The following is a 21,124-nucleotide window of genomic DNA, read 5'->3' on the forward strand; positions in this document are numbered from 1 at the left end:
CAAGCCGGGAACGCACCCGGCGAGGAGCAAAGATGACCTCTATCGTGATCAGTGGCTCAGGCCTCTATACCCCCCCCTTTGCCGTCAGCAATGAAGAGCTGGTGGCCGCCTTCAACCAGTATGTGGATCTCTACAACGAGGAGAACGCCTCCGCCATCGACGCCGGCCAGCTCCCTGCCAAGCAGCACTCCAGCTGCGAGTTCATCGAGAAGGCCTCCGGCATCAAGAGCCGTTATCTGGTGAGCCGCGAAGGGGTGCTCAACCCCGATATCATGCAACCGCTGCTGGCGGAGCGGCCCGATGAGATGCCCTCCATCATGGTGGAGATGGCGGTGGCCGCCGCCGAACAGGCGCTGATCGCCGCCGGCCGCGAGCCGGGGGAGATCGATTTGGTAATAGTGGCGGCATCCAACATGCCACGCCCCTATCCGGCGCTGGCCATCGAGCTGCAGCACTATCTGGGAGCGAGCGGCATGGCCTTTGACATGAACGTGGCCTGCTCGTCTGCCACCTTCGGTATCAAAACAGCAGCCGACATGCTGGCGGCAGGCAGCACCAAACTGGCGCTGGTGGTCAATCCGGAGATCTGCTCGGGGCACCTCAATTTTCGCGATCGGGATAGCCACTTTATCTTCGGTGATGCCTGCACCGCGGTGCTGCTGGAGCGGGAGGCCGATTGCAAGGTGGCCAATCCGTGGCAACTGGTAGCAAGCAAGCTGGTAACCCGGTACTCCAACAACATCCGCAACAACTTCGGCTTTTTGAACCGGCTGAGCCCGCGTACCCGCTACAGCGACGACAAGCTGTTTCGCCAGCAGGGGCGCAAGGTGTTCAAGGAGGTGTTGCCGCTGGTGTGCGACCAGATTGCCGGCCAGCTCGATGAGCAGGGCTGGCCTGCCGAGAGCCTGAGCCGGCTCTGGCTCCATCAGGCCAACCTCACCATGAACCAGTTCATCGGCCGCAAGCTGCTCGGTCACGATGCCAGCCAGCAGGAGGCGCCGGTCATTCTCGATAGCTATGGCAATACCAGCTCGGCGGGTTCCATCATCGCGTTTCATCTGTACAATCGCGACCTTCCTGCGGGGGCTCGCGGCGTCCTCTGCTCGTTTGGCGCCGGCTACTCTATCGGTAGCCTGCTGCTGCAACGGTGCTGAGGATGGTGCGCCTGTCGCGGCGGCCATAACAACAAAAACGCTGTTCAGGTGAAATCATGATGAGAATCTCGGGGCGCTGCGCCCTGCACTACGGGGTAACCCTGTCACTCTTCTGTCTCTATGGCTGGCAGGTTTGCCCGTTTCTTGAGAGCCTCACCCTGCCCCAGCTACTGGGGCCTACCCTGGTGACGTTCGCCATCATGTTCGCCGTGCGCAACCGGCTGCTCTCAAGGCAGCCCCTGCCGCGTAACGGGCTGGACGGGTTTGGACTGGAGGTAGGTTTCTACCTGCTGGGAGCACTGCTGCTCTCGGGCTACAACGCCCTGGCCCACGACTTTCCGCTGGAGAGTCACCTCAAGGTATTGCTGGGGATGACCACCCTCGGCTTTCTGGTGGCGGCCGACCTGACTCTGGAGCGGGATTGGCATCGGGCCAGAGCACGGCAAGCCGAGCAGAGCCTGGCACTGAGCCATCCGCTGGCCATGCCGCTGCCACGCAAGTTCACCCTCTTTACCCTGGCAACCCTCACCTTATTGGGGTGCGTATTCTTCTTGCTGTTCAACAAAGATCTGGAGTGGCTGGTGACGGTGGAGCGCAGCCTGCCGAGAGTCGAGGCCCAGCACTACATCCTGTGGGAGATCGCCTTCGTGATGACGGTGACCTTCAGCTATCTCGCCCTCATCATTCACGGCTACGGCCGCAACCTTGGCCTCTCCCTGCGCCACCAGACCAGCACCATGGCCAGAGTGCAATGCGGTGACTTCGATGCCCGGGTGCCGGTCACCCGGGATGACGAGTTTGGCCTTATCGCCGCCAGCACCAATCAGATGATCGGTGAGCTGAAATCCCGCAGCGATGAGCTCAACCTGACCCGTGATGTGGCTATCCTCGGGCTCGCCTCGCTGGCGGAGACCCGCGACAACGAGACCGGCGCCCATATCATCCGCACCCAGCACTACGTCAAGGCGCTGGCACTGCATCTGAGCCTCAGCGACTGGGATCGCTATCCACTGGATGATGCCACCATCGATCTGCTGTTCAAATCTGCCCCGCTGCACGATGTCGGCAAGGTGGGCATTCCCGACGCCATCCTGCTCAAGCCGGGCAAGCTGACCGATGAGGAGTTCGCCATCATGAAGCGCCACCCGCAGATCGGTGCTGATGCGCTGGCGAGCGCCGAGGCGCAGCTGGGCTCCAACTCCTTCCTGCGGCTGGCGCGGGAGATCTCCCTCACCCACCACGAGAAGTGGGATGGCAGCGGCTATCCGGCAGGGCTGGCGGGTGAGGCTATTCCCCTCTCCGGGCGGCTGATGGCGGTGGCGGATGTCTACGATGCCCTCATCTCGAAACGGGTCTACAAACCCGCCTTCAGCCATGAGGAAGCGAAGGAGATCATCGTGAAAGGAAGCGGCAGTCATTTCGACCCGAACATAGTCAACGCGTTTCTCGCCTGCGAGGCGCAGTTCAAGGAGATAGCGGCCAAATTTAAGGACCATCGCTGAGTCGGCAAACCCGTTAACGAACCGACAGGTGAAAACTTCGCCCCCCCAAGCTGTTGACAATAAACTTATTTTTGCAAATCACCGCTATTTTTTGACCGTTTGAGCGGCACAATCCCGACTCTGGATCACAAGATGAAGGGAAAGTGCCGTCATTTGTCTCTTGTCCACTCGGATAGCTTCCAATGAATGCGAGGTTTGCTATCATCCGGAAATATTTTTTACCTGTAACTGGTCACAAAAGAATCCCTCATGTACACACAGTTCTTTGGCCTCTCGGAACACCCGTTCTCCATCTCGCCCAATCCCAAATATCTCTATATGAGCGAGCGGCACGGGGAGGCTCTGGCCCATCTCAGCTACGGATTGCAGGATGGCGGCGGCTTTGTGCTACTGACCGGCGAAGTAGGCACCGGCAAGACCACGGTCTCCCGCTGCCTGCTGCAACAGCTGCCCGCCGAGACCGAGATCGCCTATATCCTCAACCCCTCGCTGACCGAGCGGGATCTGCTGGCGGCCATCTGTGACGAGTTTCAGCTTGCCTACCCCGCCGAAGCGGGGATCAAGCTGCTGTTCGACCTTATTCGCGACCACCTGTTGGCCAATCTGGCGGCAGGCAAGCGCAGCGTAGTGCTGGTGGATGAGGCCCAGCATCTGCTGCCAGAGGTGCTGGAGCAGCTGCGCCTGCTGACCAACCTCGAAACCGATGAGAAAAAGCTGCTGCAGGTGGTGCTGATCGGTCAGCCAGAGCTGCAGCAGATGTTGCGCCAGCCCCTGCTGCGCCAGCTGGCCCAGCGCATTACCGCTCGCTACCACTTGCTGCCCCTGGGTGCCGGCGATGTCGATGCCTATGTTCGCTTCCGGCTGCAGGTCGCCGGCTGCGTGCAGCCCATTTTTACCCCCAGGGCAATCCAGACCCTCCACCGCCTGAGCGGTGGCATTCCCCGTCTTATCAACCTCATCTGCGACCGCGCCCTGATCGCCGCCTTTGCCCGTGGCAGCTACAAAATTGTCCATGGCGACATCAGTCAGGCCGCCTTTGAGGTGAGCGGGATCCGCGACGAGGGGAGCTGGCTCTCCGGCCTTGCGGTCGCGCTGGCTGGCGCACTGCTGGTGGCGGCTGGCTGGTGGGGCTGGCAGTTCTTCGGCGTATTCCCCACCCGCCCGGTGGTCAAGGTCGAGGTACCGGTTACCGTCGATGAGACCGCCGAGCAGCAGGAGCAGCTTACCGAGGCGATCAATCAGGCGCTCGACCCCGAGGGCGCAATGCAGAATCTCTACCGGGTCTGGGGCTACGAGCCCGAGCTGGAGGATGCCACCTGCGACAACGCCCCCCGCGCCGGCCTGCGCTGTCAGGAGGGGGAAGCGAGCCTCGACGAGCTGCGCAATCTGCAATACCCCGCCATGGTCAGCCTTACCGACGAGACGGGCGGCATCTACTACGCCACCCTGGTCACACTCGGCCCCAAGCAGGCGCGCCTGATGATCGGCAACCAGAGCTGGCAGGTTGAGAGACAGTGGCTCAGCGACAACTGGGGCGGCAGTTACACCCTGCTCTGGCGCATGCCCAAGGGGGGCGCCAGCCTGATCGGCAACAATGCGGGGCAGGCCCAGATCCAGTGGCTCGACAATGCCCTGAGCCGCGCGCTACAACAGCCCGAGCGCAAGGTGCGCCGCTTCGATGGCGAGCTCAAGAACAAACTGCAGCAGTTCCAGCGGGATCAGGGGCTCAACCCTGACGGCATCGCCGGCAGCAATACCCTGCTGCGCCTCAACGCCCTCTCCGGTGAACCCATGCCCAGACTGGAGGAGGCCTCCTGATGTCTACCCTGCTCAAGGCGCTGCACCGCGCACAGCAACCGCAGCCACAAACCTGTATCCCCGCCATGGGGCTTGCCATGCCCCGCGAAGAGGCGAGGACATCCCGCCGCCTCGTCTGGCTACTTGCTCCGCTCGCCCTGCTGCTCGGCGCTGGCGCCAACTATGGCTGGCACCTGATCCACCTGCGCCCCATCGAGGAGAAGGTCGAGGTGAAAGAAGTGGTCACCCCGCCCTTCGTGCGAGTGGAGCCCAAGGCGATGGTGACACGGCCGCTGCCACCTCCCCTGCCGGAGCCGGTGGTGCAGCAGCCCAAGGTTGCCGCCACCACCAGCAATCCGGCAGCCAGTCGACCAACCCTGGCCGAACAGCTGATGCGCGCCCTCAACGAAACACCGCTGCAACAGGAGTCGGGTACAGTGCCCCAGAGCGTGCAGCCAGCCCAGCTGATGCCGCTTAATGCCGCGCCGCTTTCGATCCGCCAGCAGGTTCCCACGTTCAGCTATGGTTCCCATGTGTTCTCATCCAACCCCGCCAAACGGGCGGTGGTGCTCAATGGCCGTGAATACCGGGAGGGGAGCGAGATTGCTCCGGGGGTACGCCTCGCTACCATCGCTCAGGAGTACATGGTGCTGGATGTGGGTGGCCAGAGTGTCACCCTCAAGGCGCTGCAGGATTGGCAGGGCTGAGATTCACCACAACCAGGGTGCAGACAGGCACTTGGTTGCCTCTTTAATAAGCAATGGAACGCTCAAGGTGTGATGAAATATCAAGTTTTGCCGATTGCAACCGCACGAACGTTGTGTCCAAACGGCTCGCCGTACACAATAGCCAGCTGCACCAAAGCCCGAAACAATGTTGACGAACATGACCCGACCATCCAGGGATGAGATCTTGATCAAGCTGCTGGCCCAGTGCCGGCGGCTTCCCATGGCCCGCATCACTCAGGCGGTCTTTCTGCTATTGCTGATCCTGCTGGCCCAGCAGTGTGCCAACCTCACTTGGCGTCTGCTCGCCCTGGCCACGCCCCAGAGCAGTCAGCCGTGGCAGCCCTCCGTCATTGCAACTGCGGGCCAGAGTGCTCCCCGTCTTGAACTGGGTGAAGTGAGCCGCCTCTCCCTGTTTGGCAAGGCAATCCCCAAGGTGCAACAGATCAAGGAGGTCGCCGCCAACGCACCGCGGACCCAGCTCAATGCCCAGCTCAACGGCGTGCTGGCCAGCTCCGATCCGGCCAAATCGATCGCCATCATCGCCATGTCGGGGATTCAGAACTCCTACAGCGTGGGGGATCTCATCGACGGTACCCAGGCACGGATCCGTCAGGTCTACCCCGACCGGGTCATCATAGAGCGCGATGGCCGCGACGAAACCCTGATGCTCGATGGCGAAGAGTACGGCAAGCCCCTGCCCCAACAAGGCGGTAACGCTCCGCTCTCCTCCGTGCGCAACGAGCTGATGAGCGATCCCGGCAAGATCACCGATTACCTCAATATTTCACCGGTTCAGGTGGATGGCCGCCTGGCGGGCTATCGCCTCAATCCGGGCAACAATCCGGAACTCTTCAACCAGAGCGGGCTGCAGGCCAATGATCTGGCCATCAGCATCAACGGCCTGGATCTGCGTGACAACATGCAGGCCATGCAGGCGATGCAGCAGCTGGCTGGTGCTACCGAATTGACAGTGACCGTCGAGCGGCAGGGTGAACAGTTCGATGTCTATGTTCGCTTGTCAGAATAATGATTTTGGAGTCGTACCAAGAATGACCAATAAAGGGAAAGGCTGGCGTCTGGCCACCATAGCGGCGGCACTGATGATGGCAGGATCAGCCTGGGCCACCGAGTATTCGGCCAGCTTCAAGAACGCCGATATCGAAGAGTTCATCAACACGGTGGGCAAGAATCTCAACAAGACCATCATCATCGAGCCCTCGGTGCGCGGCAAGATCAACGTCCGCAGCTACGACCTGCTCAACGAGGAGCAGTACTACCAGTTCTTCCTGAGCGTGCTCGACGTCTACGGTTTTGCCGTGGTGCCGATGGATAACGGCGTGCTCAAGGTACTGCGCTCGCGCGATGCCAAGACCTCCGCCATTCCGGTGGTGGATGGCAGTAACCCGGGCTCCGGCGACGAGATGGTGACCCGGGTAGTACCGGTGCGCAACGTCTCGGTGCGCGAACTGGCCCCTCTGCTACGTCAGCTCAACGATAACGCCGGTGGCGGCAACGTCGTGCACTACGAGCCCTCCAACGTGCTGCTCATCACTGGCCGCGCCGCCGTGGTGAACCGGCTGGTGGAAGTGGTCAACCGGGTCGACCGCGCTGGCGATCAGGATGTAGACATCATCAAGCTCAAGTTCGCCTCGGCGGGCGAAATCGTGCGGCTGGTGACCAATCTCAACAAGGATAGCAATCCGCAAGGGGGCACCACCAGCCTGCTGCTGGCCCCCAAGGTGGTCGCCGACGAGCGCACCAACTCGGTGGTGGTGAGTGGTGAACCGAAAGCACGCGCCCGCATCATCCAGATGGTACACCAGCTCGACCGCGACCTGCAGAGCCAGGGCAATACCCGGGTCTTCTACCTCAAATATGGCAAGGCCAAGGATCTTGTTGATGTCCTCAAAGGGGTCAGCTCCAGTATCGAAGCGGACAAGAAGGGGGGCGGCAACGCGGCCTCCATGGGCGGTGGCGGCAGTATCGGCGGTGGCAAGCTGGCCATCTCTGCCGATGAAACCACCAACGCGTTGGTCATCACCGCCCAACCGGATGTGATGTCAGAACTGGAGCAGGTGATCGCCAAGCTCGATATTCGCCGTGCCCAGGTGTTGGTAGAGGCGATCATCGTCGAGATGCAGGATGGCGATGGCCTCAACCTCGGCGTTCAGTGGGGCAATGCCAATGGCGGTGGTACCCAGTTTAACAACACCAACCTGCCACTTGGCGGCGCCATTGCGGCAGGCAAGGATTACCAGAATGGCAATTCTGACGGAGCCAAAGAACTGCTCAAAGGCTTCAACGGGATGGCCGCCGGTTTCTATCACGGCGACTGGGTCATGCTGGCCACGGCGCTCGCCTCCAATACCAAGAACGATATTCTCTCCACGCCGAGCATCGTCACCATGGACAACAAGGAGGCATCGTTCAACGTGGGCCAGGAGGTACCAGTCCAGACCGGTTCACAGAGCTCCACTTCCGGCGACAACATCTTCAACACCATCGAACGCAAGACGGTCGGTACCAAGCTAACCGTTACTCCGCAGATCAACGAAGGGGATTCGGTGCTGCTCACCATCGAGCAGGAGGTCTCCAGCGTAGCCAAAACCCAAGCCTCGGGTACAGCCGATCTCGGTCCGACCTTTGATACCCGCACCGTGAAGAATGCCGTGCTGGTGAAGAGTGGTGAAACCGTGGTGCTGGGTGGTCTGATGGATGAACAGACCAAGGAAGAGGTCTCCAAGGTACCGCTGCTCGGTGATATTCCGGTGCTGGGTTACCTGTTCCGCTCCACCTCCAACAGCACTTCCAAACGCAACCTGATGGTCTTTATCCGGCCCACTATCTTGCGCGATGCCGACGTCTACTCCGGCATCTCCAGCAACAAGTACTCCCTGTTCCGTGCCGAACAGCTGGATGCGGCCGCCCAGGAGGGTTATCTCACCTCGCCCAAACGCCAGGTACTACCGGCTTATGGTCAGGATGTAATGATGTCGCCCGAGCTGCAAAAGGAAGTACAAAAGCAGGTTGAACAGATGAAGGTTCGCCAGCAGAGCGCTGTAGAAAGTACCACTCCCTTTGTGCAGAGCCGCCCCTGATGAGTGCCTATCATCTCGACGGGAGCAGCCTGCCTCCCCCGCTGCCCGAGCTCCCCTTTGCGTTTGCCCGCAACTTCGGGGTGATCCTCAGCGAGCGTGACGGCGCACCTGTGCTGCAGTGTCGTACCGGCGTCACCCCGCAGACCCTGCTGGAAGTTCGCCGGGTGGCGGGCTGTGCCTTTGCGGTGGAGCAACTTGACAACGATGCCTTCGAAGAGCTGCTGATGGCCCACTATCAGCGTGACTCCTCCGAGGCGCGCCAGCTGATGGAAGATCTCGGCAACGAGATGGACTTCTTCGCCCTGGCCGAAGAGCTGCCCCAGAGCGAAGACCTGCTGGATGCCGATGACGATGCCCCCATCATTCGCCTCATCAACGCCATGTTGAGCGAGGCGATCAAGGAGGAGGCCTCCGATATCCATATCGAGACCTTCGAGCGGGCGCTGGTGATCCGGTTTCGCATCGATGGGGTGCTGCGGGAGATCCTGCGTCCCCATCGCAAGCTGGCCTCGCTCCTGGTCTCGCGGATCAAGGTGATGTCGCGGATGGATATCGCCGAGAAGCGGGTGCCGCAGGATGGCCGCATCTCATTGCGCATCGGCGGCCGCGCCGTCGACGTGCGTGTCTCCACCATGCCGTCCAGCTACGGCGAGCGGGTGGTACTCCGTCTGCTCGACAAGAATACCATTCGCCTCGAGCTCAAGCAGCTCGGCATGACGGCGCGCAACCGCAGCATCATCAGCGAGCTTATCCGCAAGCCCCACGGCATCATTCTGGTCACCGGCCCGACCGGTTCCGGTAAATCCACCACCCTCTATGCGGCGCTCTCCGAGATCAACTCGCGGGATCGCAACATCCTGACCGTCGAAGATCCCATCGAATATGACCTCGAAGGGGTGGGTCAGACCCAGGTCAACAGCAAGGTAGACATGACCTTCGCCCGCGGCCTGCGCGCCATCCTGCGCCAGGATCCGGATGTGGTGATGGTGGGGGAAATCCGTGACCTCGAGACCGCCCAGATCGCGGTGCAGGCCTCCCTCACCGGTCACCTGGTGATGTCGACCCTGCACACCAACACTGCCATCGGCGCCATCACCCGGATGCGGGACATGGGGATCGAGCCCTTCCTGCTCTCCTCCTCCCTGCTGGCGGTTCTGGCCCAGCGGCTGGTGCGCACCCTCTGCCCCGATTGCCGCGCCTCGCGTCCGGCCACCGAGCAGGAGCGCCTCGCCATGGGGATCAAGCTGGAGCCGGATCAGCATATCTGGCATGCAGTGGGCTGCGAGCAGTGCAACCACACCGGTTATCGCGGTCGGACCGGCATCCATGAACTGGTGGTGGTCGATGAAGCGGTGCGCGAGGCGATCCACGGCGCCAGCGGCGAGATGGCCATCGAGCGGCTGATCCGCGGCCACACCCCCAGTATTCGCCGCGACGGCATCGACAAGGTACTCAAGGGGCAGACCAGCCTCGAAGAGGTGCTGCGCGTGACCCGGGAAGATTGAGATGGCGGCATTCGAATACAAGGCCCTCGACGGCAAGGGGCGCAGCAAGAGCGGTGTGATGGAGGGGGATTCCGCCCGTCAGGTACGCCAGCTGCTGCGCGAACAGGGGCTCACCCCGCTCGAGGTAAACGAAACCACCGAGAAGGCGAAACGGGAGGCGACCCGCTTCGCCCTGTTTCGGCGTGGCGCCTCCACTGCTGAGCTGGCCCTGATCACCCGCCAGCTGGCGACTCTGGTGGGGGCCGGTCTCACCATTGAAGAGGCGCTCAAGGCGGTGGCCGAGCAGTGCGAAAAAGCTCACCTGCGCAGTCTGGTGGCGACCGTGCGCAGCAAGGTGGTGGAAGGTTATTCGCTGGCCGACTCGCTGGGGGCTTTTCCCCATGTGTTCGACCAGCTGTTTCGCTCCATGGTGGCGGCCGGTGAAAAGTCGGGTCATCTGGAGAAGGTGCTCAACCGCCTCGCCGACTACACCGAACAACGCCAGCATATGCGCACCAAGCTGCTGCAGGCGATGATCTACCCCATCGTGCTCACCTGCGTCGCCATCGGGGTTATCTCGATCCTGCTCACCGCCGTGGTGCCCAAGGTAGTAGCCCAGTTTGAACACATGGGCCAGCAGCTGCCGGGCACCACCCGTTTTCTCATCGGTACCAGCGAGCTGATGCAAGCCTACGGCCTCTGGTTCCTGCTGCTGCTCTTTATCGCCAGCTTTGTCTGGCGCTGGTGGCTCACCGATGAGAAGCGCCGCCGGCGCTGGCATCAGGTGCTGCTCGGCCTGCCGGTGATTGGCCGGGTCAGCCGCGGTCTCAATACCGCCCGCTTCGCCCGTACTTTAAGCATCCTCAACGCCAGCGCGGTGCCGCTGCTGGAGGGGATGAAGATCGCCGGTGAAGTGCTCTCCAACGATTTTGCCAGAATGCGCATTCTCGAGGCCGCCGAACGGGTACGCGAGGGGACCAGTCTGCGCAAGTCGCTGACCGAGACCAAGATTTTCCCGCCCATGATGCTGCACATGATCGCCTCCGGCGAGCAGAGCGGCGAGCTCGACAGCATGCTGGAGCGGGCGGCGGACAACCAGGATCGGGAGTTTGAATCCCAGGTCAATATTGCCCTCGGGGTGTTCGAACCCATGCTGGTGGTCTCCATGGCCGGGGTGGTGCTGTTTATCGTGATGTCGATCCTGCAGCCGATCCTCGAGCTCAACAACATGGTGAATATGTAAGTTTCCGGCGTTCGGCGGCCCGTTGGCGGCCCGTCGAACCCACCCAGTAATCACTCTCTGATGGGCCATCCCATCTCATTCGTTACGGAGCAACTCATGAACAAACGTCGTCAATCCGGTTTTACCCTGCTGGAAGTCATGGTGGTCATCGTGATCCTCGGCATTCTGGCCAGTCTGGTGGTGCCCAACCTGATGGGCAACAAGGAAAAGGCTGACCAGCAGAAAGCGGTCTCCGACATCGTGGCGCTGGAAAATGCCCTCGACATGTACAAGCTGGACAACAACCGCTACCCGACCACCGAACAGGGTCTGGAAGCACTGGTGACCAAACCCTCCATCGACCCGGCGCCGCGCAGCTACCGCGATGGCGGCTACATCAAGCGCCTGCCGCAAGATCCCTGGGGCAACCAGTATCAGCTGCTGAGCCCGGGCCAGTACGGCAAGATCGACATCTTCTCCATGGGTCAGGATGGCGAAGCCGGTACCGATGACGACATCGGCAACTGGAACCTGAAGGATTTCCAATAAGTAATGCTTCCTCACCGCACTCATTGTGAGCTGGCTGCATGAAGCCCGCTTTCTCCTCTCACCGCCAATCCGGCTTTACCCTGCTGGAAGTGTTGCTGGTCGCCATGCTGATGGGGCTGGTGGCCACCGCCGTCACCCTCAGTATGGGTGGCGCAAAAGGTGACAGGGAGATCGACAAGCAGGCGCGCCGCCTGATGGCAACCCTGCAGCTGGCGCAGGAGTACGCGGTGATGGATGGCCGGCTGGTGGGCATTCGCGTCGAGGAGAATGGCTGGCAGTTTATGCAGCGTCAGGCCAAGGATCGCAAGTGGCTGGCCCTGACCGGTGACAAGCAACTGGGTCAGGTGCAACTGCCGGAGAACATGGTGCTGACCCTGGAGCTGGAGGGATTTGGCTGGCAGCCCGATCCCGATGAAGAGCGCGAGAAGAAGCGGGATGACAAGGAGCGCACCCCGCAGCTGCTTATCTTCCCCGGTGGCGAGCTGACTCCCTTTACCCTCACCTTTAGCCAGCAGGATGACGAGGTGCGCTACACCCGCATCGTCAAGGGGGACGAGTTCGGCCGCCTCACCCTGCTCACCGGCGATGAGGATGAAGAGGTGAGCGAATGAACGCTCGGGGCATGACACTACTCGAAGTGATGGTGGCGCTGGCCGTCTTTGCCATTGCGGGTCTCGCGGTGATGAAGACCGCCAGCGAACACCTCTCGGCCCTCAACTATCTGGAAGAGAAGACCCTCGCTACCTGGGTGGTGGAGAACCAGCTGGTGCAGCAGAAGCTCGAGAACAAGTGGCCTGGCGACAGCTGGGTAGAAGGGGATGAGCAGATGGCCGGGCAGACCTGGTACTGGCGCTATCGCGGCGTCGCGACCAGCGATAGCAACTTCAAGGCGCTTGAGATGGAAGTGCGCACCGAGGCCAAGGCCGAGAACCCGATCGCCATGATGCGGACCTATATCAACCGATGATCCCGAGCAACACCCGCCCCTCCCGTCACCGTGGTTTTACCCTGCTGGAGATGCTGGTGGCCATCGCCATCTTCGCCACTCTCAGCATGGGCGCCTATCAGGTGCTGCAGGGGGTGCTCACCAGCGATGAGGTAGCCAAGCGCAAGGAGGCCCGCCTCTCCGAGTTGCAGCTCGCCTTCACCCTGCTGGAGCGGGATGTCACCCAGATGGTGCCGCGCAGCGGCCGCATCGAGGGAGAGAACAATAAGGTGCTGCTGGCCGCCTCCCGTTTTGGCCAGCAGAGCGATGACTGGGGCATGGCCTTTATGCGCAGCGGCTGGCTCAACCCGGACGGCATGCTGCCCCGCTCCCATCTGCAGCGGGTCGGCTGGCGACTCAAGGATCAGAAGCTGGAGCGCCTCAGCTACCTCTATCCGGATCCGGTGATCGGCACCGAGCCACGCACCCAGCCGCTTCTGACCGGCGTCACCGCGTTTCGCCTCTACTTCTACGACAAGGGGAGCTGGAAGGAGGAGTGGACCCAGCGCAGCGTGCTCCCTTACGGGCTCGCGGTCGAGCTGGATCTGGAGGATTACGGCACCATTCGCCGGCAATTTCTGATTGGCGCCGGCGGCCAGCGCGCCGAAGAGAACAGCCAGAGCAGCAATCCCAATCAGGGCGGCGACAGCAATAACGGTAACAATGGCGGCAACGGCAATAACAGCGGTAACAACAGCAATGGCGGCAACCAGAACGGGGGAAGTTCCAATGCGAACTAACCCTGTACGCCCCGGTCGCCAGAGCGGCATGGCCCTGCTGGTGGTGCTGCTGATCCTCTCGGTGATGGTGATCATCGCCAGCAACATGAGCGGCCGTCTGCAGCTGGAGCTGCGCCGTACCAGCAATGTCACCGCCGGCAAGCAAGCCTGGTGGTATGCCCTCTCGGCGGAAGCTCTGGTGAGCAAGGTGCTGGCGCAGGATTTCAAGGATGACCCCGAGGTGGTGAGCCTCGGCCAGAAGTGGGCCAGCAAGAATACTGTGTTTCCGGTCGATGATGGCCAGCTCAAGGGCGAGGTGACCGACCTGCAATCCTGCTTCAACCTCAACAGCCTGAGCGTACCCAATCAGGCGGGCAACAACGGGGAAGAGCTGGAACAGCAGCCCTATCCGGTGCAGGTGTTTCGCGCCCTGCTCAAGGAGCTGGCGATGGATGATTACGAGGCGGCCCAGCTCACCGATGCCATCCGCGACTGGACGGACAAGGATACGGTGCTGGTCTCCAGCCTCGGCGCCGAGGATGCCTACTACGAGGGACTGAAGCCTCCCTACCTCACCGCCAACCAGTGGATGCTGGGCAAGGATGAGCTGCGGGCGGTACGCGGCGTAACGGCCAGGGTCTATGCCAAACTGGCCCCCTATGTCTGCACGCTGCCAAGCGACAAGCTGAAGATCAATATCAACACCCTGCTGCCGGAACGCCCCGAGCTGCTGGCTGCCCTCTATCTGGGCAAGATTGGTAGCGATGACGCCAAGCGGGTACTGACCGAGCGGCCAAAAAAGGGGTGGAAAGAGACCAAGCTGATGACGGATCAGCTGCCCGTGCCTCTTGAGAGCGTCAAGGGGCTTAAAGAGGCGCTGGTGGTCAAGAGCGACTTTTTCGAGGCCCGCGTGGTCGCCGAAATCGGCGACAGTCGTGCCTGGCTGGAGAGCATCTTCCAGCGGGGCAAGGACAACAAGCTGGTCATGCTGCGCCGCCTCAATAGCGGCGCCGAATAAACAAGCGCTGACGGGAGCGACTCCCGGCAGGGCAAACATTGGATGCAGCCTGCGGGCTGCGCACCGGTTGCGTTGGCCTGGCCCGCGCGAACCGGTATCGCAGGAGAGAGATGCGTGAGCGAGAGTCTGGTCATCCGTCTGGGGACCACCAAACAACAACCGGTCGCCTGGCTGGTCTGGTCGAGTCAGGAGCAGGAGATCATCGCCTCCGGCGAGCTCCCCTCAGCTGACGCGCTGGGCGAGCTGCAGGAGCGCGCTGGCGGCCGCCCCGTGGTCACCCTGGTGCCGGGCAGCGATCTGATCTTCCGCCGCGTCACCCTGCCGGGGCGCTACAACCGCCAGTCGGCGGCGGCCCTACCCTATCTGCTTGAAGAGCAGATTGCCTCCGACGTGGATGAGCTGCATCTGGTGGTGCTGGCCCACGACGGCCCGCAGGTCGACCTGATGGCGGTGGATCGCCAGAAGATGGCCGAGTGGCTCGGCTGGCTCGACGCTGCCGGCCTTAGAAGTCAGCAACTGCTGCCCGATGTGCTGGCACTGCCGCAGGCTGCAGAGGGTTGGTCTGCCCTGCAGCTCGGCGCCGAGTGGCTGATCCGCCAGAACGCCTGCCAGGGGATTGTGGCCGACGAGTCGCTGCTGGCCATCTTGCTGGCCGCCGAAGCCGACCCCGTCACCATTCACAGCCATACCCCGGCGCCTGCCATTGCGGCGGCCAACTGGCTGCCGGCCGAGCCCGAGCTCCCCATGCTGCTGCTGGCCAAGGGGGCCCTCACCTGCCGCGCCAACTTGCTGACCGGCCCCTACCGGCCACAGACCGAATATGCCCGCTACTGGTTGCAGTGGCGCAAGGTGGCCATTACCGCCGCGCTCTTGCTGCTGGTGGCCCTCGTCCAGCGCGGTGTCCAGCTGCATCAACTGGCAGAGCAGGACAAGGCGCTCAAGGCGGAGATCCGTCAGGTCTACAGCCGCATCTTCCCTAACGAAAGCCGCATCGTGAACGTGCGCAGCCAGATGACCCAGCACCTGCGGCTGATGGGTCAGGCGCCGCAGAACGGCATGCTGCTGATGCTCACCGAACTGGCCCCCACCTTTGCCGAAGTACCCGGTCTCAAGCCGCAGGTAATGCGCTTTGATGCCAGCCGCCGCGAGCTGCGGCTGCAGGTGACCGCCCCCGGCTTTGCCGAGATAGAGCGGTTCCGCGAGCTGGCGGGCAAGCGCTTCGAGGTGCAGCAGGGCGAGGTGCGCAGCACCGAGGGCAAGGTTGAAGGGGCGCTGGTGCTCAAGGGTAAATCATCATGATGGAAAAATTGCAGAGCTGGTGGCAGGGCATCACCGCACGGGAACAACGACTGGTGGTGGCAGGCAGCATCCTGCTGCTGGTCGGCCTCTTCTACTGGAGCGTCTGGCATCCTCTCGACAACCGCATCGCCGAGCGCGAACGTCAGGTGCAAAACCAGCAACAGACCCTCGCCTGGCTCAAGGAGAAAGGGGAAGAGGTGCTGGCCATGCAGGGCGGTCAGGGGCGCCAGATAGACACCAGCGGCACCCTGGAGGGGGTCGTCAACCGTACCGCCTTCAACCACAAGATCAAGATTGCCCGCCTGCAACCACAGGGGCAGGAGCTGCAGGTGTGGATCGATACGGTCCCGTTCGATGATCTGCTGCTCTGGCTCGCCACCCTGGTAGAACAGCACGGCATTCAGGTTCAAATCATCGAGCTGGCCCGCGAGGAGCTGGCCCCGGGTCTGGTCAAGGTCAGACGTTTGCAGTTGAGTCGTCCCCAATGAAAAAACGCATCCTGATTGCCAGCCTGTTTCTGGCAGCCTACTTCGTCTTCCTGTTGGCGACCCTGCCTGCGGCGCTGGTGGTGCGCTATCTGCCGCTGCCCGCCAACGTTGCCAGCCTGCTGAAGATGGAAGGAGTGAGCGGCACCCTGTGGAGCGGCCAGATTGCCCGGCTGCAATATGCCAGCGAATCCATCAGCCAGCTGCGCTGGGATCTCAATGGCTGGTCACTGCTGCGCTTCGCCCCCGAAGTGGCCATTCGCTTTGGCGAGCGCAACAGCCTCAACGGTCAGGGCGTTGTCGGCTGGAATGGTGCCGCCTTCGGCCGCGACCTGACCCTCAATGCCCCGGCCCCCTGGGTAATGGCACGCATCCCGCTGCCACTCCCCTTCCCGGTCACCCTCACCGGTCAGCTGCAACTCAAGGTGGATCAGTTTGCCCAGGGCAACCCCTGGTGCGACAACCTCTACGGCAACCTCGACTGGTACAACGCCAGCGCCGATACCCCGGCGGGCAAGCTGGATCTGGCCGATCCCGAGGTGAAACTCACCTGCCTCGACTCCAGACTGGTTGCCGAGCTCAAGCAGGGCTCCGATGCGGTACAGACCAGCGGTCGCCTCGAGCTGCAACCCAATGGCCAATACCTGTTTCAGGGCAGCCTGAAACCAGGCCCGGCCCTGCCAGAGCAGATGCAGCAGGGGCTCCCCTTCCTCGGCCAACCCGACAGTCAAGGCCGCTTCCCCCTGCGCTATCAGGGCCGGATCTAACCCCTTCAACAACAAGGCCCCGGATATTTCCGGGGCCTTTATTCGCTAATACCCTGCTCCTGTTACCAATATTTGTTTATCTCGCTGCGCAACGCTTCGGCGGTTGCCTGACCGCTTTCCGATGCCAATGCCCGCCCGGCGATAAAGGTCTTGGCCCGGATCCCTTCAAACAGATGGATATCTTCCGGCACGATACCGCCGGTGATCGACAGCTCCAGCCCCAGCTCGGAGAGCGCGCGCATCTTGCTCAAATCGGCCTGGGTCCAGCTGACCCCGGCCAGCTCGGCATCCCGCGAGCGGTGATAGATAGCCTGGGTGATCCCCATATCGGCCCACTGTTTGGCATCATCCAGCGTCCAGTTGCCATAGATCTCGATCTGGATCTCCCCACCAAACTCGTCCGCGACGTTCTTGCAGGCAGCAATGGTTGCAACGTGTGCGGCAGCCGATACCGTGATCCAGTCAGCTCCGGCCGAGAAGGCCATGCGAGCCAGAATGGCACCACCATCTGTGGTCTTCATATCACACACGATAATGTGATCAGGGTGACGCTCGCGCATGGTGCGTACCGCAGACATGCCTTCCGCAAAAGCCAGAATAGTGCCGACCTCAATCACCTCGACATAACTGGCGACACGATCGGCAATATCCACGGCGGTAGCAAGATCGGTAGAATCCAGAGCAATCTGTAACATGGGTTTGGTCATACTATATTTCCTCAATTTAAAACCTTGGCAGAATGGATTGGCCCATTGATTTAAAGTCGATAAAGGGCCGTAACCTGACGTCACTAAATAAATAGATGGGCAATTTAAATAACGGGTCGACTAATTAGCGCTGGCCGTAATAGGCATTCTCACCATGCTTTCTGAAATAATGTTTGTCAGACAACTCTTGCGCAATATGGATGGCCGGATTCAACGCTCTGGTTGCCAGCGCCATGGTGGCGACCTCTTCCAGCACCAGCGCATTGTGCACCGCATCCACCGCACTCTTGCCCCAGCAAAACGGGGCATGGCCAGTAATGACAACGCCTGGCAAGGCCTGCGGATCCAGAGCCCGTCGCTGAAATTCTTCGACAATGACCTTGCCGGTATTTTTTTCATAGTCAACGCGAATTTCATCTTCGGTCAGCGGACGGGTGCAGGGAATATCGCCATAGAAATAATCGGCATGGGTGGTACCCAAGGCGGGAATATCCATTCCCGCTTGCGCCCAAATAGTGCCATGACGGGAGTGGGTGTGCACAATACCGGAAATACCTTTAAACGCTTTATATAAAACCAGATGGGTTGCGGTATCACTGGACGGGGATAAATGCCCATCGACGACCTGGCCTGCCAAATCAACCACCACGATATCGTCAACGGTCATATTGTCGTAAGAGACCCCCGACGGCTTGATGGCAACCACGCCCAAGCTGCGATCTATCTGGGATACGTTACCCCATGTCAGGGTAACCAGACCGTATCGGGGCAACAGCAGGTTGGCCTCCAGTACCGCCTCTTTCAATGAGTTGTACATTTCGTTCTCCTGGGCCCCTTGCGGGGCCGCGTTGGGTGCCTCAGACCACTTGCGCCAGCGCCTGATCAATGACGTTGAATACATCTGCGGTGCTCTGGCACGCTCGCAGCTTCTCGAGGTTGATCCCGCTCTCGCTGTTTTCATCCTCCAGCACCTGAGTCACCTCCATCAGCCCCTCCATGTGTTCATCGGAGGTACTGCCCGCCAGCGTCACCAGCACGTCCACCGGCTCCTCTTCCCCTTCAAATTTCACCGGCGTAGTCAGGGTGACCAGTGCAAACGCCGTGCGATTGACTCCATCTTCCGGCCTTGCATGGGGCATCGCGAATTGGGGGGCAATCACGATATAGGGCCCCATCTTTTCAATGCTGCCGATGATTGCATCGTGGTAACGCGGCTCCACGGCACCGGAGCGGATCAGCATGTCGGTGCCCAGCTTGATGGCGTTGCGCCAGTCGCTGGCGGCCGCGTTGAGCAATACAGAGTTGTTTTCCATCAGAGATTGTTTGAATTTCATCTTGTTCTCCTTGCCCGCGGCTACATGCAGCGAGGCTCATCGGCTTAATTTGCAAAGTTGTTCTTGATGATGCCCAGCAGTTCATCACCAAACGAATTGGGATTGAGCATGTTCTGTACGCCCAGCACGAATTTGCCCTCACCGGGGCTCATCTCGCCGGCAAGATGCTTGGAAGAGACGATGATGTCGGTGGTCTGCAGCTTGGTTTTGTAATCGGCCACGGCGCAGGAGTCCATGATATGGGGCACGCCACGCTGTTCGAGAAACTTGCCGATCTTCATCTTCATCATCATGGATGAGCCCTGACCGTTGCCGCATACCGCCAGGATCCGCACTGCATGTCCCCCTTTGGCACTCTCAGCTGGCGAGGCTGCTTCTTCTGCCACGGCGGCACTCGGGACAGCCATATCCTCTTCCATCCGCAGGGTGCGGGAAGCGAAGTACATATAGAGCCCGGCGCCAGCCAGTAGCACCACGAAGAACAGGGAAGATAACGAGAGGCCCTGCATGATCACCGGGAATACCAGCGCCCAGTCAGCCATCCCCATCCAGCCGTTGAAGCTGGTGCCATTGACCGCGAACAGGTGGATAGCCCAGGCAGAGCCAAGCACCTCGATGATCCCCATGACGAAGCAGATCTTCATCACCGCTCGCCAGCCGCCAAAGTGGTTGGCGAACACCCCTATGGTGGCGTTGGAGAAGAACATGGGAATGAAGCCCGGGATAATCATGATGGGCGCCTGGAATGCAAGCAGGGCAAGCACAGCAAGAAACTGACCGATAGCCCCCCACATGAAGCCAAAGACCATGGCATTCGGCGAGTAGGCGTAGATAGCGGCGCAATCGATTGCCAGGACGGCGTTGGGAATGACCCGTTCGGAGATCCCCTTGAAGGCCTCGGAGAGTTCGGCAACGAACATCCGCACCCCTACCACGATGACCTGAATGGCGACCGCAAACTTGAGACCGGTTTCGAGAATGTAGATGGACCAGTGAGTCTGACCCGCCATCTGTTGCAGATTATCGAGGCCAAACGAGAGCAGGATGATACCGAAGAAGATGGTCATCACGATGGCGGTCGCCGTGATGCTGTCGTGGAAAATGTGCAGCCACTTTGGCAGCTTCAGGTGATCGACGCTCTCTTCCTTGTTACCCAGTTTCGACGCCACCTTGGTGGCAATCCAGGAGGCGACCTGTTGCTGGTGACCGATGGAGAACCCAGCCCCGCCGGTTACTTCCTGAGTCGGCTTGAACATGATGTTGGAGGAGATCCCCCAATAGAGCGCCATGATAACGGCGGAATAGAGAATGGTTTCCCACATCGAGGCGCCCATCACCATATAGAAGACCGCGATCAGACCCACCTGCTGAAACATGATGTGGCCGGTCAGCATGATGGTGCGGATCCCGGTATAGCGCCGCAGCAACACCAGCAGAATATTGAGGGCAAGGGCCAGCAATACCGCATAGCCGACCCAGGAGTAGTTCTCTCCCATGGTTTCCATGGTCGCCATCATGGTGGTGTAGGGATCAATCACTGAACCGGTGAGGTGATGATATTCCGCAATCTTGTCCACCACCGGCTTGAAACCGGCCACCAGCGTACTGGCGCCCACCTGCACCAGCATGAAACCAACGATGGTCTTCACGGTGCCCTTGACGACCGTCGTGCCATCCTGCTTGAGCAACAGGTAGCCAATACAGGTCACCAGCCCCAACAGCAGGGGTGCCTTGGTCATCACCTGACTGTAAAAGATGTAAAAAGCGTTGTAGAGGGTTTCCATATTTATGCTCCGTCCAGATGAGGACAACTCATGGCTATTGGATTGGTGCGGACATCTCACCATTCATATGGGCATTGCGTTACCTGACGCCCCGCGAGCAGATTCAACTGCCACCACTCACTATCAAATCCAAAATAATCATACATAATCACATTGTGATTTATTGTGATGAAGATCGAGGTCGGGAGAATCTCTTTTTTCCACCATCCGGATGTGAAATTTCGGTTAAAAGGGTACTCAAAGCCGCATGAAAGGATTCAAAGAATCCCTGAAAATAGGCGACAAATAAGTAAACCCAATAAATACAACCACTTAAAAACATGCTCATCTCTTGATTGTGATATGCCGCAATTAATCTCACAAAACAATCACCACAATCATTGATAATCACAATGACGGGTAATATAGTCACAACCAATCAAAGCAAATCACTGACTCGCAACCATGCAAGTCATGTCATCACCCGATGAATCACCACTGTGTGAACCATCC

Annotated in this window: 19 protein-coding genes and 1 pseudogene; 16 read left to right on the forward strand and 4 right to left on the reverse strand. The window is 60.4% G+C overall.

The genetic code is table 11. The features are described 5' to 3' along the window. The first annotated feature begins 32 nt into the window (after positions 1-32). The 16 genes and pseudogenes from AAHA39_RS05060 (at position 33) to exeN (ending at position 16,807) form a co-directional block, all read left to right on the forward strand. Positions 33-1,154, forward strand: a complete 1,122-nt coding sequence (locus AAHA39_RS05060; RefSeq protein WP_320657172.1) for a beta-ketoacyl-ACP synthase III — start codon at positions 33-35, stop codon at positions 1,152-1,154. Between the two features lie 56 nt (positions 1,155-1,210). Further along, complete coding sequence (locus AAHA39_RS05065) at positions 1,211-2,656, forward strand: HD domain-containing phosphohydrolase (RefSeq protein ID WP_320657173.1); 1,446 nt, start codon at positions 1,211-1,213, stop codon at positions 2,654-2,656. Positions 2,657-2,905: 249 nt separating this feature from the next. Next, on the forward strand, positions 2,906-4,474 hold the full coding sequence (locus AAHA39_RS05070; protein WP_320657174.1) for an ExeA family protein: 1,569 nt from the start codon (positions 2,906-2,908) through the stop codon (positions 4,472-4,474). Beyond that, positions 4,474-5,160, forward strand: coding sequence for a GspB family T2SS assembly factor variant ExeB (gene exeB, locus AAHA39_RS05075; protein ID WP_320657175.1), 687 nt, complete (start codon positions 4,474-4,476; stop codon positions 5,158-5,160). The genes AAHA39_RS05070 and exeB overlap by 1 nt, the downstream gene beginning before the upstream one ends. Before the next feature lie 205 nt (positions 5,161-5,365). Beyond that, the gene (exeC, locus tag AAHA39_RS05080) at positions 5,366-6,208 is read left to right on the forward strand and encodes a GspC family type II secretion system variant ExeC (protein WP_276308120.1); all 843 of its coding nucleotides are present in this window, start codon (positions 5,366-5,368) and stop codon (positions 6,206-6,208) included. A gap of 22 nt (positions 6,209-6,230) precedes the next feature. Next, a complete protein-coding gene (gene exeD, locus AAHA39_RS05085; RefSeq protein WP_320657176.1) occupies positions 6,231-8,279 on the forward strand; it encodes a GspD family T2SS secretin variant ExeD in 2,049 nt (682 codons plus the stop codon). Beyond that, a complete protein-coding gene (gene gspE / locus AAHA39_RS05090) occupies positions 8,279-9,784 on the forward strand; it encodes a type II secretion system ATPase GspE (RefSeq protein ID WP_156852264.1) in 1,506 nt (501 codons plus the stop codon). The genes exeD and gspE overlap by 1 nt, the downstream gene beginning before the upstream one ends. 1 nt (position 9,785) lies before the next feature. After that, complete coding sequence (gene exeF, locus AAHA39_RS05095; protein WP_042033052.1) at positions 9,786-11,006, forward strand: GspF family T2SS innner membrane protein variant ExeF; 1,221 nt, start codon at positions 9,786-9,788, stop codon at positions 11,004-11,006. Positions 11,007-11,102: 96 nt separating this feature from the next. Continuing rightward, complete coding sequence (gene exeG, locus AAHA39_RS05100) at positions 11,103-11,534, forward strand: GspG family T2SS major pseudopilin variant ExeG (RefSeq protein WP_033113031.1); 432 nt, start codon at positions 11,103-11,105, stop codon at positions 11,532-11,534. 38 nt (positions 11,535-11,572) lie between these two features. Continuing rightward, a complete protein-coding gene (gene exeH / locus AAHA39_RS05105; RefSeq protein ID WP_320657177.1) occupies positions 11,573-12,145 on the forward strand; it encodes a GspH family T2SS minor pseudopilin variant ExeH in 573 nt (190 codons plus the stop codon). Further along, on the forward strand, positions 12,142-12,501 hold the full coding sequence (exeI, locus tag AAHA39_RS05110; protein ID WP_033113033.1) for a GspI family T2SS minor pseudopilin variant ExeI: 360 nt from the start codon (positions 12,142-12,144) through the stop codon (positions 12,499-12,501). Before exeH ends, exeI begins: the two co-directional genes overlap by 4 nt. Beyond that, positions 12,498-13,136, forward strand: a pseudogene (gene gspJ, locus AAHA39_RS05115) (type II secretion system minor pseudopilin GspJ); the annotation flags it as partial. The gene exeI and the pseudogene gspJ, both read left to right, overlap by 4 nt. A gap of 112 nt (positions 13,137-13,248) precedes the next feature. After that, on the forward strand, positions 13,249-14,256 hold the full coding sequence (exeK, locus tag AAHA39_RS05120; protein ID WP_320657179.1) for a GspK family T2SS minor pseudopilin variant ExeK: 1,008 nt from the start codon (positions 13,249-13,251) through the stop codon (positions 14,254-14,256). A 114-nt stretch (positions 14,257-14,370) separates the two neighbouring features. Beyond that, complete coding sequence (gene exeL / locus AAHA39_RS05125) at positions 14,371-15,555, forward strand: GspL family type II secretion system protein ExeL (RefSeq protein WP_320657180.1); 1,185 nt, start codon at positions 14,371-14,373, stop codon at positions 15,553-15,555. Next, the gene (gene exeM, locus AAHA39_RS05130) at positions 15,552-16,043 is read left to right on the forward strand and encodes a GspM family type II secretion system protein ExeM (protein WP_041208225.1); all 492 of its coding nucleotides are present in this window, start codon (positions 15,552-15,554) and stop codon (positions 16,041-16,043) included. Before exeL ends, exeM begins: the two co-directional genes overlap by 4 nt. Continuing rightward, positions 16,040-16,807, forward strand: a complete 768-nt coding sequence (gene exeN / locus AAHA39_RS05135; protein WP_320657181.1) for a GspN family type II secretion system protein ExeN — start codon at positions 16,040-16,042, stop codon at positions 16,805-16,807. The genes exeM and exeN overlap by 4 nt, the downstream gene beginning before the upstream one ends. Before the next feature lie 62 nt (positions 16,808-16,869). On the opposite strand, the gene AAHA39_RS05140 is transcribed toward exeN, so the two are convergent. The 4 genes from AAHA39_RS05140 to AAHA39_RS05155 form a co-directional block, all read right to left on the reverse strand. After that, positions 16,870-17,514 (reverse strand): 3-keto-L-gulonate-6-phosphate decarboxylase UlaD, encoded by a 645-nt coding sequence (locus AAHA39_RS05140; RefSeq protein WP_320657182.1) that lies wholly within the window; start codon positions 17,512-17,514, stop codon positions 16,870-16,872. 124 nt (positions 17,515-17,638) lie between these two features. Further along, on the reverse strand, positions 17,639-18,331 hold the full coding sequence (locus AAHA39_RS05145; protein WP_108571633.1) for an L-ribulose-5-phosphate 4-epimerase: 693 nt from the start codon (positions 18,329-18,331) through the stop codon (positions 17,639-17,641). Positions 18,332-18,371: 40 nt separating this feature from the next. Next, positions 18,372-18,848, reverse strand: a complete 477-nt coding sequence (locus AAHA39_RS05150) for a PTS sugar transporter subunit IIA (RefSeq protein ID WP_124243001.1) — start codon at positions 18,846-18,848, stop codon at positions 18,372-18,374. Positions 18,849-18,892: 44 nt separating this feature from the next. Beyond that, on the reverse strand, positions 18,893-20,632 hold the full coding sequence (locus tag AAHA39_RS05155; protein ID WP_320657183.1) for a PTS ascorbate-specific subunit IIBC: 1,740 nt from the start codon (positions 20,630-20,632) through the stop codon (positions 18,893-18,895). Between the last annotated feature and the right edge of the window lie 492 nt (positions 20,633-21,124).

Source organism: Aeromonas sp. SE22, from assembly GCF_038739755.1.
Lineage (GTDB): Bacteria > Pseudomonadota > Gammaproteobacteria > Enterobacterales > Aeromonadaceae > Aeromonas > Aeromonas jandaei.

Excerpts from the sequence above, each read along its gene's own strand:
- AAHA39_RS05060 (WP_320657172.1), top strand. The coding sequence starts at position 33 with ATGACCTCTATCGTGATCAGTGGCTCAGGCCTCTATACCCCCCCCTTT.
- AAHA39_RS05065 (WP_320657173.1), top strand. The coding sequence starts at position 1,211 with ATGATGAGAATCTCGGGGCGCTGCGCCCTGCACTACGGGGTAACCCTG.
- AAHA39_RS05070 (WP_320657174.1), top strand. The coding sequence starts at position 2,906 with ATGTACACACAGTTCTTTGGCCTCTCGGAACACCCGTTCTCCATCTCG.
- exeB (WP_320657175.1), top strand. The coding sequence starts at position 4,474 with ATGTCTACCCTGCTCAAGGCGCTGCACCGCGCACAGCAACCGCAGCCA.
- exeD (WP_320657176.1), top strand. The coding sequence starts at position 6,231 with ATGACCAATAAAGGGAAAGGCTGGCGTCTGGCCACCATAGCGGCGGCA.
- gspE (WP_156852264.1), top strand. The coding sequence starts at position 8,279 with ATGAGTGCCTATCATCTCGACGGGAGCAGCCTGCCTCCCCCGCTGCCC.
- exeF (WP_042033052.1), top strand. The coding sequence starts at position 9,786 with ATGGCGGCATTCGAATACAAGGCCCTCGACGGCAAGGGGCGCAGCAAG.
- exeG (WP_033113031.1), top strand. The coding sequence starts at position 11,103 with ATGAACAAACGTCGTCAATCCGGTTTTACCCTGCTGGAAGTCATGGTG.
- exeH (WP_320657177.1), top strand. The coding sequence starts at position 11,573 with ATGAAGCCCGCTTTCTCCTCTCACCGCCAATCCGGCTTTACCCTGCTG.
- exeI (WP_033113033.1), top strand. The coding sequence starts at position 12,142 with ATGAACGCTCGGGGCATGACACTACTCGAAGTGATGGTGGCGCTGGCC.
- exeK (WP_320657179.1), top strand. The coding sequence starts at position 13,249 with ATGCGAACTAACCCTGTACGCCCCGGTCGCCAGAGCGGCATGGCCCTG.
- exeM (WP_041208225.1), top strand. The coding sequence starts at position 15,552 with ATGATGGAAAAATTGCAGAGCTGGTGGCAGGGCATCACCGCACGGGAA.
- exeN (WP_320657181.1), top strand. The coding sequence starts at position 16,040 with ATGAAAAAACGCATCCTGATTGCCAGCCTGTTTCTGGCAGCCTACTTC.
- AAHA39_RS05140 (WP_320657182.1), bottom strand. The coding sequence starts at position 17,514 with ATGACCAAACCCATGTTACAGATTGCTCTGGATTCTACCGATCTTGCT.
- AAHA39_RS05145 (WP_108571633.1), bottom strand. The coding sequence starts at position 18,331 with ATGTACAACTCATTGAAAGAGGCGGTACTGGAGGCCAACCTGCTGTTG.
- AAHA39_RS05150 (WP_124243001.1), bottom strand. The coding sequence starts at position 18,848 with ATGAAATTCAAACAATCTCTGATGGAAAACAACTCTGTATTGCTCAAC.
- AAHA39_RS05155 (WP_320657183.1), bottom strand. The coding sequence starts at position 20,632 with ATGGAAACCCTCTACAACGCTTTTTACATCTTTTACAGTCAGGTGATG.